This window comes from Rhodococcoides fascians NBRC 12155 = LMG 3623, assembly GCF_001894785.1.
GTDB classification, from domain to species: Bacteria; Actinomycetota; Actinomycetes; order Mycobacteriales; family Mycobacteriaceae; genus Rhodococcoides; species Rhodococcoides fascians.
In genome coordinates, this window is record NZ_BCWW01000007.1 from 112681 (window position 1) to 128857 (window position 16177).

6 protein-coding genes and 4 pseudogenes are annotated in these 16177 nt (G+C 65.8%); all 10 read left to right on the forward strand.

Annotation, left to right across the window (positions count from 1 at the left end):
• The first annotated feature begins 77 nt into the window (after positions 1-77).
• Positions 78-521 (forward strand): hypothetical protein, encoded by a 444-nt coding sequence (locus tag RFA01S_RS27785; RefSeq protein ID WP_051365094.1) that lies wholly within the window; start codon positions 78-80, stop codon positions 519-521.
• Positions 518-2008, forward strand: coding sequence for a sensor histidine kinase (locus tag RFA01S_RS15900; protein ID WP_139278455.1), 1491 nt, complete (start codon positions 518-520; stop codon positions 2006-2008). The genes RFA01S_RS27785 and RFA01S_RS15900 overlap by 4 nt, the downstream gene beginning before the upstream one ends.
• Before the next feature lie 10 nt (positions 2009-2018).
• The gene (locus tag RFA01S_RS15905; RefSeq protein WP_027496295.1) at positions 2019-2678 is read left to right on the forward strand and encodes a response regulator transcription factor; all 660 of its coding nucleotides are present in this window, start codon (positions 2019-2021) and stop codon (positions 2676-2678) included.
• Positions 2679-2751: 73 nt separating this feature from the next.
• Positions 2752-4251: an SLC13 family permease gene (locus tag RFA01S_RS15910; RefSeq protein ID WP_080729324.1), complete on the forward strand. Its 1500-nt coding sequence runs from the start codon at positions 2752-2754 to the stop codon at positions 4249-4251.
• 30 nt (positions 4252-4281) lie between these two features.
• On the forward strand, positions 4282-5475 hold the full coding sequence (locus tag RFA01S_RS15915) for a glycerate kinase family protein (RefSeq protein WP_032408030.1): 1194 nt from the start codon (positions 4282-4284) through the stop codon (positions 5473-5475).
• A 168-nt stretch (positions 5476-5643) separates the two neighbouring features.
• The gene (locus RFA01S_RS15920; RefSeq protein ID WP_027496298.1) at positions 5644-6069 is read left to right on the forward strand and encodes a PPOX class F420-dependent oxidoreductase; all 426 of its coding nucleotides are present in this window, start codon (positions 5644-5646) and stop codon (positions 6067-6069) included.
• A gap of 377 nt (positions 6070-6446) precedes the next feature.
• Positions 6447-7631, forward strand: a pseudogene (locus tag RFA01S_RS28640) (condensation domain-containing protein); the annotation flags it as partial.
• Between the two features lie 180 nt (positions 7632-7811).
• A pseudogene (locus RFA01S_RS28645) lies at positions 7812-12691 on the forward strand (amino acid adenylation domain-containing protein); the annotation flags it as partial.
• A gap of 132 nt (positions 12692-12823) precedes the next feature.
• Positions 12824-15601, forward strand: a pseudogene (locus RFA01S_RS28650) (non-ribosomal peptide synthetase); the annotation flags it as partial.
• Positions 15587-15850, forward strand: a pseudogene (locus tag RFA01S_RS28655) (phosphopantetheine-binding protein); the annotation flags it as partial. The pseudogenes RFA01S_RS28650 and RFA01S_RS28655, both read left to right, overlap by 15 nt.
• Positions 15851-16177 lie beyond the last annotated feature (327 nt).

Genomic DNA, 16177 nt, shown 5'->3' on the forward strand with positions numbered 1-16177 from the left:
TCGGTCCGATCGCGGACATGAAAACTTACTCATGTCGCCTTCATCGTCGTCTCACGCACCGGAGGGAGTGTGGCGGTGTGAAGTTCGCACCCAAGATTGCAGTCCTGGCGGCTGTGGTGATCGTGCCGGTAGGCGTCGCGCTCGCGAGCACCGTGCTGGCCGACACCCCTCAGCCACCGAGCTTCGAGCCGCGCGTCACCGTCGGAGTCGCGACGTCGAGCGGTGCACCTCAGACGTCGGGCGCAGCCAGATCGACGACTGCTGCCCCGTCGACAACCGCAGCCCCACCGGCGACCGCAGCCCCACCGGCGACCGCCGCCCCACCCATCACCGCAGGCGCTCCTACCGACACGGGGCCGTCGGTCGGGAATGCTCCAGCCGTTCCACCATCAGCACCGCAATCCATCGTCGTGCCGGCCCCGCCGCCCGTGGTGGTTCTGCCGGACGGGGATGATGACGACGACGTCGGCAACCAGGACGATGTGGGTGGCGACGACGATGCGGAAGATGACGACGGGTGAACTCGACCGAAAAGGTGATCGACGGAAGCAACGCCCGCACCGAGGTGCTCGCGCCGACGGGACTCGAGCCCGAGCCTGCGATTCGTCGCCCCCGGGTGGGAAGCCGAGTTCCGGCACGGGTGCGCATCCTCGGCTGGCTGTTGTTCGTCATGGCGTTGGCAATGCTGGCCGTCGGCGTTGCAGTGCGAACGATCCTCCTCGCGGACGTCGAGCGAGACACCGCAGTGGCGCTCGAGCAGGAGATCAGCGAGTTCAGCGAGTTCGCGGCGACCGGCCGTGACCCGGACGACGGTCTGCCGTTCGGCAATGTGGCAGATCTGCTCCAGTTGCACCTGCAGCGTCAATACCCGGACGACGACGAGATCTTGTTCGGATACACCGATCGACTCCTGCGTCAGGAGCGCGGCGGTCCGGGGGATCTGGTCGCCGACGCCGCTGTCGTATCGGCCATCGTGGACTCACCCGACAGCGTGGGATCGACACCGACCTCGGAGGGAGAAGTCGCCTGGGCGAAACAGGTGGCCGAACCTTCCGGCGGGGGCCAGGCCGGGACGTTCGCTATCGGAATCCTGGTCGACCGTGAGCGCGCAGACGTGTCCAACACCATTCGTGTAGTTGTCGGGGTATCGCTCATGGCACTTCTGTTCACCGGCGGTATCGCTTGGGTGGTGGCCGGGCAGATTCTTGCGCCCGTACGTCTCGTTCGCCGGACCGCGGCCCAGATCACCACCGACGATCTGTCCAGGCGGATCGAGGTGGAGGGCCGCGACGACGTCGCCGAGCTCGCGGACACGTTCAACGACATGCTCGACCGGCTGGAGTCCGCGTTCGCCGCGCAGCGACAATTCGTGGACGACGCGAGCCATGAGCTACGTACGCCGATCACGATCGTCAGTGGGCATCTGGAACTGATGGGTGAGGACCCACACGAGCGTGAAGAGACGGTTCGGCTCGTCACCGACGAGTTGGACCGGATGAACCGGATCGTGGAGGACCTGTTGATCCTTGCCAAAGCCGAGCGGCCGGATTTCGTCCGCAAGCAACCGGTCGATCTCGAGATCCTCACGCGCGACATCGACGCCAAGGTGCGAGCGCTCGCCGACCGCGATTGGATCCTGGGGCACGTCGGTACGGGCTCGGTGCGGGTCGATCCGCAGCGAGTCACGCAGGCAGTGCTTCAGCTGGCGCAGAATGCGGTGTCGCACACCCGGACCGGTGACCGGATCGTCGTGGGCTCGGAGCTTGCCCTGGACCGAGTTCGGTTGTGGGTGAGCGACACCGGGCCCGGTGTGTCCAGCGTGGATGCGTCGACCATCTTCGAACGGTTCGCCCGCGGAAGCAGTGGCTCGCGTCGCTCGGACAGTGGCGGCGCAGGGCTGGGGCTGAGCATCGTGCGAGCAATTGCCGACGGGCACCACGGTGCCGCGACGCTCGACAGTCGACCCGGTGCGGGTGCGACCTTCGGATTGGACCTGCCGGCACGATGAGAGACCGACGATGAGCCGAATATTGATCGCCGAGGACAACGTCCGCATCTCGTCCTTCATCGAAAAGGGTTTACGGGCCAACGGTTTCACCACGACCACCGTGGCCGACGGCATCTCCGCGATCGATTATGCGACGACCGGAGACTTCGATCTCGTCGTTCTGGATCTGGGCCTGCCGGGCAAGGACGGGTTCGAGGTGATCGAATCGCTACGAGGCGCCGGTGTCGGTATTCCTGTGATCATCCTGACGGCCCGGGACTCGGTGCGCGACACCGTGACCGGCCTCGAAGGGGGAGCGGACGACTACATGACCAAGCCGTTCCGGTTCGAGGAGCTGCTTGCACGTGTTCGACTGCGGCTGCGTGGCGGTGACCGAGAGCCCTCGGTCTCCGTTCTGGAATCAGGCTCTCTGGCTGTGGATCTGCACACCAGACGTGCCGTGGTGAACGGTGTGGTGGTGTCGCTGACATCGCGCGAGTTCGTTCTGCTCGAGATGTTTCTGCGTCACCCACGGCAGGTCCTCTCTCGTGAGCAGATCCTCAGTCACGTATGGGGATACGATTTCGACCCCGGCTCCAACGTCGTCGACGTCTACGTTCGTATGCTGCGCAAGAAGATCGGCTCCGATCGAATCGAGACGGTGCGCGGGATGGGGTACCGCCTGGCCTGAGCAGAACCGCTCATGAAAGAACGCTCATGGACTGTTCATCGGCGTTTCATCGGTCGGCTCCAGACTGGTAATCATGAACACGGTCAGCTTCAGGACGCAGCCACCTCCCCTTCCGCAACCGATGCGGGCGTGGCGCTTTCGCGATCTGTGGACCCGCCGGGTGGTTCAGCTCGTCGTCAGTTCGGTTGCACTGCTGGTGCTGTTGGCCGTGCTCGCCGGCGCGGCGCAAGGGTTGCCGAGCGCGGGACGGACGACGCTCGTCGTCTTCTCGGCAGCTGTCGCCCTCTGGGTGTTCACCAAGATCGACGACACCTACGTCGCACTCGGTGCCGCACTGGCTCTGGTACTGACAGGTGTGGTCAGCACCGACGCCTTGTTCGACACTCTGGGCGAAGAGACCATCTGGCTTCTCATCGCGGCGTTCATCATCGCCGCTGGAGTTCGCGAGTCCGGTTTGGCAACGCGCGCAGCGGTGTTCATCGTCAGCGGTGCGGGCAGCGTACGCCAGCTCGCCCATTTGGTGACGTCTGCACTGATCGTGACCGCATTCGCAATTCCTGCCACCTCGGGTCGTGCGGCACTTGCGCTGCCGGTGTTCGTGGCGTTGGCGCAGGCGCTCGCCGAGCGCAAGCGGGTGGTGCGGGCGTTGGCAATCCTGTTTCCCACCGTCATCCTGCTGTCCGCTGTGGCGACCCTCATCGGCGCGGGGGCACATCTGATCACCAGCCAGGTGCTCGAAAGTGCGACGGGCACCGGCATCAGCTTCACCGCGTGGTTGTTGCTCGGTGTGCCGCTGGCCGTGGTCAGTAGCCACTGTGCGGCCGAACTCGTACTGCTGCTGTTCACCGATCGTGAGGATCGCCGAATCCCACTGGCGGTAAACGTATCCGACATGGCGTCGCGGCTTCCCACCCCGGTGACGGGACCGCTGACCATCGCGGAGAACCGGGCCGCGACGTTGCTGGCCGTCGTCATCGTGCTGTGGTGCTCGGAACCGCTGCACGGCGTGCACCCCGCCATCATCGCCCTGCTCGGTGCACTGATCTCCACCTCTCCGCGTTTCGGTACCACCGATTTCGGCAAGGCGCTGTCGACGGTGCCGTGGTCGCTGCTGCTGTTCATGGCGGCGACGCTGGCCCTCGGGACCGCGCTGACGACGTCCGGTGCGGCAGGGTGGCTCTCGGACGGGCTGTTCACGGTGGTCCCGATCGGATCGGCACCGCCCTGGGTGTTCATTGCAGTGGTGATCGTTCTGTCCGTCGCGTCACATCTTCTCATCCAATCTCGCTCGGCCCGTTCGTCCGTGCTGGTTCCACTCGTCGTCACCACGGCTGTGGCGCTCGGCATCGATCCAGTGGCCGCGGCCTTCGCCTCGACGGCTGCGGCAGGCTTCTGCCACACCATGCCGTCCTCGGCGAAGCCAGTGGCGATCTTCGCCAAAGCCGAAGGTGTGGATACATATTCACCGAAGGACCTGCTGCGGCTGTCCGCGTTCCTCGCGCCGCTGACCGCAGTGACCGTGCTGTTCTTCGCCGTCGCCGTGTGGCCTCTGCTCGGCACTCCCATCTCCTGATCTCCGACTTCCGACAAGGACACGATCACCATGCCCTCTTCAACTCCTCTCCGCTTCGTCGTCGCCCCGTCCGGGTTCAAGGAATCCCTCGGTGCCGACGAGGTCGCAGTGGCTATCGGTGCAGGTATCCGCCGGGTGGTGCCCGGTGCCATCGTCAGCTCGGTTCCCCTGGTCGACGGGGGTGAAGGGTCTGCCCGCGCACTTGCCGGTGCCACCCTGGGAAAGGTGATCGACGCCGTCGTGACCGGGCCGGTCGGCACGCCGGTGGCGTCCCATTTCGCTCTCCTGGGAACCGACGGGCCGATCACAGCGGTCGTGGAGATGGCAGCGGCGGCCGGCCTGTCGCTGGTTCCGCGAGATATGCGTGACCCGACGATCACCACGAGCCGCGGAGTCGGTGAGCTCATCCGCGCCGCCCTCGATTACGGTGCCGAACGAATTCTTTTGGGCTGCGGTGATTCCGGTACTTCGGACGGCGGCGCAGGTTTGCTCCAAGCGCTCGGAGTGCGACTCCTCGATGCCGAAGGCCTCGAATTGGGTAACGGCGGAGGCGAGTTGGTCCGTCTCGATCACATCGATGTGTCCGGTCTCGATCCACGTCTGACTCCGGGAAGCGGTGTGGAGATCAGGGTCGCATGCAATCCGCACAACATTCTGTGTGGACCGGGGGGAGTCGCCCGGGTCTTCGCACCGCAGAAGGGTGCCACTCCGGGGCAAGTGGAGGTTCTGTCGGCTGCGATGGACCGCTGGGCCGAGGTGCTCGAGCGTGACGTGTCGACACGGCCCTCGGGCCTGAACCTGCGCACCGGGCCGGGCACGGGGGCGTCCGGCGGGATGGGTGCCGGCGTGGCTGCAGTCCTGCGAGCAGAGCTCCTACCGCGCTTCGAGGTGATGCTCGATCATGTCGATCTCGACAGCCTCATCGCGACGGCCGATCTGGTGTTGACCGCCGAGGGTTCCATCGACAAGCAGACGCCGAAGGGCAAGATCCCTACGGAGGTCGCGCGCCGAGCGAAGCTCCACGGCAAACCAGTGGTGGCGCTCGCGGGCACCATCGGTCTCGATGCCCGGGCCAATTACGACTCGGGTATCGACGCCTTCGCAGGCATTCTGCCCTCGCCGGTCGAACTGGTCGAAGCGCTCGAACGAGGTGCCGAGTTTCTGACCGATGCCACGGAGCGAGCGATGAGATTGATTCTGATCGGAGCGACGTTGGGTCGCTGAGAGGGCCGTATCGACGAAGCCCCTCCGCGATCTCGTGCAGGAGATCGTCGATTCGACGCGCGAGATATGCGGACGGTGCCCGGCACAGCATCGTCGATCGAGCGGCACGTCCTGGCCGAGTTCGTCGGTGACGTGAACCTGTCGGTCCGGCCGAGTAGCGTGACATCGATGACGTCTTTCACCGATCCACGCGTGCGAGAGTTTCTGTCGGCAGGTACCCGCACCGGAAAGGTCGGCTACCTCGCTTCGGACGGACGGCCCCTGGTCGCCCCGATCTGGTTCGTCGTCGAGGACGATTCCATCGTGTTCAACACCGGAGCCGATACCGCCAAGGGGCGAGCGATTCGCAGGGACCCTCGGATCGTGTTGACCGTCGATCTCGAAGAGCCGCCGTACGGGTTCGTGCAGGTGCAGGGCGTTGCCTCGATCGACGAGGATCCCCGAGAACTGGTGCGTACGGCCACCGAGATCGGAGCGCGGTACATGGGCCGCGACAGAGGGGAGGAGTTCGGCAGACGCAATGGAGTTCCGGGCGAATTGATCGTTCGTTTGGTACCTACCAAGGTGATTGCCGCTTTCGACATGACGGCGTGACAACCGACGAACTCCGCGCGTGCGGGCCTGTAGATTGGCCGGGTGCCGAATCCAGCCACCGGTTCTGCACGTACGGGGGCGGGTGCTCTCGACGCGTGCTGGGCATGTAACGGTCCGGCCCATCTCGACGGATAAGTACTGAAAGGTAACTTCCGAGTTGTTCATGGTGAGAAAATAGAGATCGACGTAGTCAGCTTGCTCGATGTGTTCGGTGCCCATCGTTGTCCGCCGCTTCGGCGGCCGGTGGGGGCGCGTGTGATTGTGGGAAAGAGAGGAATCGATTGGACCCGCTAGGTGTGGAAGGTGCTGGAGACGACGACACGGGAGTCGACAGTCGGCAGCATCCCTCGTTCCCACTGTCACCGGCCCAATTGGGGATGTGGTTCGCGCAGCACGTGGACCCCTCGGTACCCGCCAACATCGCGCAGTACGTCGAACTGCGCGGTGATCTCGACGTCGAACTGTTGCGGCGCGCATCGTCACGCGCAGCCCTCGAACTGCAGTCCGGTTTCGTCCGTATCACCGAGATCGACGCGGAGCCACGACAGATCGTCGACCCCACCCTGGACGACTCGCTCGGACTGGTGGATCTGCGCGGCGAGAACGACCCTCGCGCGGCCGCCCTCGAGTGGATGCACGCCGATTACAGCGCTCCGATCGACATTCTTCGCGATCGACTGATCGCCGCCACCGTCCTGCGTATCGAGGACGATGTCTGGTTCTGGTACGAGCGCGTGCACCACGTCGTTCTCGACGGCTTCGGTGCCGTGACCTTCATGAACCGCGCTGCGGAGTTGTACACGTCCGAGGTCGAGGGCACCGAACCGACGAAGAACCTGGCCTCGGATCTGACCAAGGTCTACGACATCGAGATGTCCTACCGCGATTCGAGCCGCTTCCAGGCCGATCGCGAGTACTGGGCGTCGCGGATCGACGGAATCGACGGAGTCACCACCCTCGCCGGGCACACCGCTCCGCCGGCCCCGAAGAGTCAGATCGACAGCACCGCTCTGTCTGCCGACACGATGAGCAGTCTCGATGCCCTGCGCGTCGAGACCGACACGACGATGGCGACCATCGTCATCGCCGCGTTCGCGGCGTATCTGGCCCAGATGACCGGCCGCGAGGACGTCGTGCTGTCACTGCCGGTGACCGCGCGAACCACCGCGGTACTGCGCCGCTCCGGCGGCATGGTGTCCAACGTGGTGCCGCTGCGGTTCGACGTCTCGGGCGACACCACCGTCGAAACGATGCTGGCGCGCGTCAACGCCGAGGTCTCCGGTGCACTGCGCCACCAGCGGTACCGGCACGAGGACATTCGCCGCGACGCAGGCGGCGCAAGCGGTCAAGCTGCGTTCTTCGGTCCCTGGGTCAACATCATGCTGTTCTTCGGCGAGGTGCGCCTGGGATCGATGGTCGGCGGGATCAACATCCTCTCCACCGGCCTCATCGAGGACTTCGGACTGAACCTCTACACGAGCGTCGCCGGGGCCACGACCCACATCGACTTCGAGTCCAACCCCAACCTGTACGGCCCCGATCAGTCCGGCCGCAATCACGAGCGGTTCGTCGACTTCCTCGGCCGTTTCGTGGCAGCAGCCCCGACGGACCTCGTCTGGGACCTGGCTCTGACCGACGGATCCGAGCGCGCACTGGTCGTCTCCGAGTGGAACCACACCGAACACGAGACGACGCCCAGCACTCTGCTCACCGCCTTCGAGGCTGCCGCGGCCGCTCGTCCCGACGCCACGGCTCTGGTGTACGAGGGCGACGTCCTGACTTACGGAGAACTGTCGGCGCGGGTGAACGGCCTCGCTCGCCATCTGATCGACATGGGCGTCGGCCCGGAGACCCTCGTCGGATTGTCCATTCGACGCTCGTTCGATCTCGTGGTCGGCATGTACGCCATCGTGGCGGCAGGCGGAGCGTGGGTACCGATCGACCCGGATCATCCTGCCGAACGCACGGCCTACATCCTCGACTCCGCGCAGCCTCGGTGCGTACTGATCTCGTCGCGTGACGACGTGTCGCTGCCCGAGGGCACCGACACGGTCGCCGTCGATCTGGTCGACCTGTCCGCCCGTTCGTCCGCTCCGGTCGACGACGCGGAACGGATTGCGCCGCTTCGTGTTTCGAACACCGCGTACGTCATCTACACCTCCGGCTCCACCGGCCGCCCGAAGGGCGTCGCCGTGGAGCATGCCGCCATCCACAATCAGATGGAGTGGATGCTGGCGGAGTATCCGATGGATACCACCGATGTCTATCTGCAGAAGACGGCGACGACGTTCGACGTCTCGCTGTGGGGTTTCTTCCTGCCGCTGCGAGTGGGCGCGACGATGGTGCTCGCCACCCCCGACGGGCACCGCGACTCGGTCTATGTGGCGAACAGGATCGCCGAGCATCGCGTCACGGTCACCGACTTCGTGCCCTCGATGCTGACCGTGTTCGTCGCCAACGCGCCGGCCAACACCTGTGCTTCGCTGCGTCATGTCTTCGTGATCGGCGAGGCGCTTCCGGTCGAGACGGCGGCAGCATTCCGATCCGTCTGCGCCGCGGGACTGCACAACCTCTACGGTCCCACCGAGGCTGCGGTCTCGGTGACGTACCACGAGAGCAGCCCACAGGACACGCGAACCGTCCCGATCGGTGTGCCCGAGTGGAACACCCGCGCCTTCGTACTGGACAGCCGGCTGCGACCCACTCCGGTGGGAGAAGCGGGCGAGCTCTACCTCGCGGGCGTTCAGCTGGCGCGGGGCTACGTGGGTCGCCCCGACCTGAGCTCGGATCGGTTCGTGGCCAACCCCTTCGGCGACGCCGGAGAGCGGATGTATCGCACCGGCGACCTCGTTCGGTGGCGCAGCGACGGAGTGCTGGACTACATCGGACGCACCGACTTCCAGGTGAAGTTCCGTGGCCAGCGCATCGAGCTGGGCGAGATCGAAACCGTCCTGCTCGCACACGAATCCATCTCGCAGGCAGTGACATTGGTCGTGCAGACGGTCACCGGCGACCAACTCGTCGCCTACGTCGTCGCCGGGCCGGGGAAGTCCATCGACTCCGCCGAGGCCATCGAATTCGCCGGGCATGCGCTGCCGTCCTACATGGTTCCCGCAGCAGTGGTCGTGCTCGATGCGCTGCCGCTCAACACCAGCGGAAAGCTCGATCGAAAAGCGTTGCCGGAGCCGGTGTTCACCAGCGCCAAGAAGTACCGAGCACCGCAGAGTCGCGCAGAATACGTCGTCGCCGGAATCTACGAGGACCTGCTCGGCGCGTCCAAGGTCGGTCTGGACGAGGACTTCTTCGAGCTCGGCGGCAACTCGCTGATCGCCACACAATTGGTGACACGAGTCGGCGGCGCACTCGGAGTACGCCTGGGAGTGCGCGAGCTGTTCGAGGCCCCCACCGTCGGCGCACTGGCTGCCCGGGCCGAGTCGGCTGCCGGCCGCGGATCCGACACCCCGATCCTCGAATCCCGGGAACGCCCCGAGCGCATCCCACTCTCGCCCGCACAGCAACGCATGTGGTTCCTCAACCGGTTCGATCCGGCCACTGCGGTGTACAACCTGCCGTTCTCGGTCCATCTGAGCGGTCCACTCGACGTGAGTGCCCTGTCGGCCGCATTCGCGGACGTCGTGGAACGACACGGGTGTACCCGGAAGTGGACGGATCGCCCGAGCAGGTCGTGCTCAACGCGGCCAGGACACCGGCCACGATCACCCCGATCCGCATCGAACGGCACGAGCTCGGTGGCCGACTGCACGAGTTGGTGGCCAAGGGCTTCGACGTCACGATCGACACGCCGTTCCGAATCGCGCTGTTCGAGATGTCGCCCACCGAGTACGAACTGGCGATGGTCCTGCACCACATCGCTGCCGACGGAGCCTCCTTCGGACCGTTGGCGCGCGACGTCCTGCTGGCCTACTCGAGCCGGATACAGGGCCGCGCTCCCGAGTGGACGCCGCTCGAGGTCCAGTACGCCGACTACGCGCTCTGGCAGCGTGCGGTACTCGGTCCCGAAACCGATCCGCATTCGCTCGCTGCACGCGAAATCGCCTATTGGAGTGCCACACTCGAGGATCTACCCGATCAGCTGGCGCTGCCGTCGAGTAGGCCCCGCCCCGCCGTGTCGTCCAACGCAGGCAGCAAGCTGCGCATCGAGATTCCGGCCCGGTTGCACAGTGCTCTGGCCGATCTCGCCCGCGCGAACAACTCGTCGCTGTTCATGGTGATGCAGTCGGCGTACGCGCTGTTGCTGGCTCGACTGAGCGGCACCACCGACATCGCCATCGGCGCGCCGGTGGCCGGTCGCGGTGAGCCTGCACTCGACGACCTCGTCGGAATGTTCGTCAACACGTTGGTACTTCGTACCGATGTCGATCCGGCACTGTCGTTCGAGCAGCTGCTCGCTCGCGTCCGCGACACGGACCTGTCGGCGTTCGCGCATGCCGACGTTCCGTTCGAGCGCCTGGTCGAGGTTCTCAATCCGGTCCGCTCGACATCACGGCACCCGTTGTTCCAGGTGGCGCTCTCCCTGGAATCGGCCATGTCTCGTGAACTCACCGTCGGCGGGCTCCGCGCCGTGGCCGCCGAATTCGACGTCCCGATAGCGAAATTCGACCTCCAGCTCTGGCTCACCGAGCACCAGGTCGACGGAACTGCCGCGGGTATCGATGCGGTGTTCGAATACGCGACCGATCTGTTCGACGCAGATCTGGTCGACAGCTTCGCGCGGCGCTTCCTCGGAATTCTGGACGCAGTCACCACCGACGCGTCGGTTCCGGTCGGCGACGTCGACATCGTGGACGCCGCCGAATACGAGTCCGTCGTGTCCACCTGGAACGTGTCCGGGCCGGACGTCTCTCGCGACGTGACGTTGATCGACCTGCTCGACGCTGCGGCCTCGGCACAGCCGGACGGAGTGGCCGTGCGCTTCGGCGACACGTCGCTGACGTACGCCGAGTTCGATGCTCGGACCAATCGCCTTGCCCGCGTACTGATCTCACACGGCGTCGGCCCCGAGAGCCTCGTCGCGGTCGCCTTACCGAGGTCGGCGGAACTCGTCGTCGCGCTGGTTGCGGTCGTGAAGGCCGGTGGCGGTTACCTCCCCGTCGATCCGAGCTACCCGCTGGACCGCGTCGAGTACATGCTCGACGATGCGCGTCCGACATCGATTCTCTTCTCGGGAACGGACCCGATCGAGCTGCCCGCGGACGTCGAATCTCGCATCGGCGCAACATTCGTCGACATCGACACGGTCGATCTGTCGTCGATCTCGGGCGCACCGGTGACCGACACCGATCGCATTCGCCCGCTTCGCCCCACCAACGTCGCGTACGTCATCTACACCTCGGGGTCGACCGGTCGCCCCAAGGGTGTTCTGGTGCCGCACCGCAACGTGGTTCGGCTGCTCGCGAACACCGATGCGGTCTACGGCTTCGGAGCCGACGACGTGTGGACGATGTTCCATTCCTACGCGTTCGACTTCTCGGTGTGGGAACTGTGGGGTCCGTTGCTGTACGGCGGCACTCTGGTGGTCGTCGACTACTTCACCTCGCGCTCACCCGAAGCGTTCCATCAGCTGCTCGTGGACGAACGGGTGACGGTGCTCAACCAGACTCCGTCGGCGTTCTACCAACTGTCCGAGGCCGATCGCACGGCGGCCTCGACCGGCGGCGAGCTGTCTCTGCGCTACGTGATCTTCGGCGGCGAGGCCCTCGAACAGCGTCGATTGAGCGGCTGGTTCGAGCGGCACGGCGATCGTGCACCGCAGCTGATCAACATGTACGGCATCACCGAGACCACGGTGCACGTGTCGTATCAAGCGTTGGGCTCCGCGTCCGTCGCAACGACCGCATCGGTGGTCGGCAAGCCGATCGCTGGGCTGCGCGTCTACGTTCTCGATACCCGGCTCCATCCGGTCCCGGTCGGGGTGCCCGGCGAGATGTACGTTGCCGGTGGACAATTGGCGCGCGGATACCTGGGACGCGCGCCGCTCACCGCGGTGCGGTTCGTGGCCGATCCGTTCGCCTCCGGCTCCGATGCCGGGTCGTTGCTGTATCGCACCGGCGATTTGGCGCAGTGGAACGCGTCGGGCGAGCTCGAATATCTGGGCCGCTCCGACGATCAGGTCAAGGTGCGCGGCTTCCGAATCGAGTTGGGCGAGGTCGAGGCCGCGGTCACCGCGCACCCCGCCGTCACCCAGGCCGCCGTCGTCGTCCGTGAGGATTCGCCCGGGGCGGCCCGGTTGGTCGCCTACGTGGTCTCGGCGGTGGCGAACGGTCGGCCGACCCTCGACCTCGAGGATTTGCGAACCGGTATCGCCGAACTGTTGCCGGAGTACATGGTTCCGTCGGCATTCGTTGCGCTGGAGACGATTCCGTTGACGGTCAACGGAAAGCTGGACCGGCGCGCACTGCCTGCGCCGGTGTTCGAGGTGCGAGATTTCCGCGCACCGACGACACCGATCGAAGAGATCGTCGCCGACGTCTTCGCCGAGGTTCTCGGCGTCGAGCGGGTAGGACTGGACGACGACTTCTTCGAGCTCGGCGGTAACTCGCTGATCGCCACCCAGGTGGTCTCGCGGCTCGGAGTGGCACTCGACGCCACCGTGCCGGTGCGCATGCTGTTCGAGGCGTCGACGGTTGCACTGCTCGCGGTGCGCGTCGAACAGGCGGCGGGGGAGGGCGGCCGGACTGCACTGGTCGCGACGGTCCGGCCGGAGCGCATCCCGTTGTCGCTTGCGCAGCAACGCATGTGGTTCCTCAACCGGTTCGACGTCGACTCCGCCGCATACAACATTCCGTTCGCGCTGAAGCTGACCGGCGACCTGGATGTCGCGGCACTGCAGGTCGCCATCATGGATGTGATCGACCGGCACGAGTCGCTGCGCACCGTCTATCCCGACACCGCGCACGGACCGCAGCAGTCCATTCTCGACGCCGCTCAGACGGTGCCGAACCTGATGCCGATTCCGACCTCGGCCGCCGACATTCAGCGACAGGTCTTCGCGCTCGCGTCGACGACGTTCGACGTGACCGTCAACGTTCCGATCCAGGCGCGACTGTTCGAGATCGGCCCACGCGAGCACGTGATCGCCATGGTGGTGCACCACATCTCGGCCGACGGCTGGTCGATGGGACCGCTGGCCCGGGACATCATGATCGCCTACGCCTCGCGCACCGCGTGGGAGAACCCGGCCTGGATGCCGTTGGAAGTGCAGTATGCCGACTACAGCCTGTGGCAGCGTTCGGTGCTGGGCTCCGAGGACGATCCGCAGTCGTTGATCTCCGGTCAGGTGAACTACTGGGCCGACATCCTCGCCGGCCTACCCGACCAGCTCGATCTGCCGACCGACCGGCCGCGCCCCAGTCGCCAGTCCTACCAGGGCTCCTCCATCGGATTCGACGTGCCTGCCGATGTGCACCAGGGCCTGTCCGCTCTGGCACATACCCACAACGCATCGCTGTTCATGGTCGTCCACGCCGCACTGGCCGTGCTTCTGGCCCGACTGTCGGGCACCGAGGACATCGCCATCGGTACTCCGGTCGCCGGCCGCGGTGACGCAGCGCTCGACGACGTCGTCGGCATGTTCGTCAACACGCTCGTTCTGCGCACCGACATCGACTCCGGACGCACGTTCTCCGAACAGATCGGCCGCGCGCGCGAAGTCGCGCTCGGAGCCTTCGGCCACGCCGATCTACCGTTCGAGCGTCTGGTCGAGGTCCTCAACCCGTCGCGGTCGCAAGCTCGACACCCGCTGTTCCAGGTCATGCTCTCGTTCGAGAACCTCACCCGAACACACGTCGACCTGCCGGGCCTGTCGGTGGACAGCGTCGCCCTCGATGCCGAAATCGCCAAGTTCGACCTGCAGCTCACCGTGACCGAGTCGATCGGACTGGACGGCCGCGGACAGGGCATGGCCGCCGAACTGACCTACGCGACAGACCTTTTCGATGCCGACACCGTTCGCGGGTTCGCCGACCGGTTCGTACGGATGCTCACGGCCGTGGTGGCCGATTCGTCGGTGGCCGTCGGAGACATCGATCTGCTCGACGACGGCGAGCACGACCGCGTGGTGGACGAATGGAACGACACCGAACACGAGGTCCCCGCCGACATCACTCTGGTGGACCTGTTCGACCGACAGGTCGCCCTGACCCCGGACGCAACTGCGCTGGTCTTCGAAGGTGAGCGGCTGACGTACGCCGAGTTCGATGCACGCGTCAACCGTCTTGCGCGCCATCTGGTCTCGCTGGGCGTCGGGCCCGACACGTTGGTCGGCCTCGCTATCGCCCGCAGCCTCGACCTGTTCGTCGGCATGTACGCGATCGTCAAGGCCGGGGCCGGATACGTGCCGATCGACCCGACCCAACCGGCGGATCGCAACGACTACATCGTGGCCACCGCGGCACCGATCCGGGTGTTGTCCACCGTGCGCGATCACGTCGAATTCCCCGACGTCGACACGATCGACATCGACACGCTCGATACTTCGAGCCTGTCGTCGGAACCGTTGCGCGACAACGACCGACGCGCCCCACTGCGTTCGCGGAACCTCGCGTACGTCATCTTCACGTCGGGTTCGACGGGCCGTCCCAAGGGTGTCGGGGTGTCGCACGACGCGATCGTCAACCGACTGCTGTGGATGCAGGGCGAATACGCCCTGACTCCACGCGACGTGGTGCTGCAGAAGACGCCGTCCACGTTCGACGTGTCGGTATGGGAGTTCTTCTGGGCGCTTCAGGTGGGTGCCTCGGTGGTGATCGCCGTTCCGGACGGTCACCGGGATCCCATCTACTTGCTCGATGTCATTGCGCGCGAACGTGTTTCGGTGGTGCACTTCGTGCCGTCGATGATGTCGGTGTTCGTACCCGAAGTCGAGCGGCGTCGCAGCGCGGGAGCCTCGCTCCGACTGATGTTCGCCTCCGGCGAGGCGCTACCGCCCACCACCGCTCGCGCACTGCGGCGTGCGGTCGCCTCGGTGGAACTGCACAACTTGTACGGACCGACCGAGGCGGCCGTGGACGTGACGTACCACGCGGTCACGGATTCGGACTCCGACGTCATGCCGATCGGTGCTCCGGTCTGGAACACTGCTGTCTACGTGCTGGATTCGCGACTGCATCCCACCCCGGTCGGTGTTGCAGGTGAGCTCTATCTCGCCGGCACCCAGCTCGCGCGCGGCTATGTGGGACGCCCCGACCTGACCGCGGACAGGTTCGTCGCTCACCCGTTCGCCGATGGCGGCGCGCGGCTGTACCGCACCGGCGACGTCGTGCGCTGGAATCGCGACGGCGAGCTCGAATACGTCGGACGTTCCGACTTCCAGGTCAAGTTGCGCGGCCTGCGCATCGAACTGGGTGAGATCGAAACGGCGCTGCTCGCCCAGCGGTCGGTCTCTCAAGCCGTAGTCGTGGTCCGCCGCGACCAACTCGTCGGATACGTGGTTCCTTCGGGGGTGTCGGTCGACACCGGAGCCGTTCTGTCGGCGCTACGCGGCCGTCTGGCGGAGTACATGGTGCCGTCGACACTGATCGTGCTGCCCGAGTTCCCGCTCGGTGCCAGCGGAAAGCTCGACCGAAAGGCGTTGCCCGACCCCGCATTCGAGGTCACCGAGTACCGCGAACCGACCAACGACATCGAACGCACCGTCGCCGAGGTGTACGCCCAGGTGCTGGGCGTCGAGCGCGTGGGTCTCGACGACGACTTCTTCGAGCTGGGCGGAAACTCGCTCATCGCAACGCAACTCGTGTCCCGACTCGGCGTCGCGCTGGACACCCGGATCGCCGTTCGCGAGCTGTTCGACGCGTCCTCGGTGGCCGACCTCGCAGCCAGACTGGGCACCCTGGTCGCCACCGGCAGCAGGCCGCCGCTGGTACCGCAGCAGCGTCCGCAGCACATTCCGCTGTCGCTGGCGCAACAGCGGATGTGGTTCCTCAACAAGTTCGACGTCGAATCGGCGGCCAACAACATCCCGATCGCCGTCCGGTTGTCCGGTCTGCTCGACCGCCGGGCCATGCAGATTGCGGTCGCGGACGTCGTCGCCAGGCACGAGTCTCTGCGGACGGTGTTCCCGGAGACCGACGGCACGGCTCATCAGGTGATC

Excerpts from the sequence above, each read along its gene's own strand:
- RFA01S_RS15905 (WP_027496295.1), top strand. The coding sequence starts at position 2,019 with ATGAGCCGAATATTGATCGCCGAGGACAACGTCCGCATCTCGTCCTTC.
- RFA01S_RS15910 (WP_080729324.1), top strand. The coding sequence starts at position 2,752 with ATGAACACGGTCAGCTTCAGGACGCAGCCACCTCCCCTTCCGCAACCG.
- RFA01S_RS15915 (WP_032408030.1), top strand. The coding sequence starts at position 4,282 with ATGCCCTCTTCAACTCCTCTCCGCTTCGTCGTCGCCCCGTCCGGGTTC.
- RFA01S_RS15920 (WP_027496298.1), top strand. The coding sequence starts at position 5,644 with ATGACGTCTTTCACCGATCCACGCGTGCGAGAGTTTCTGTCGGCAGGT.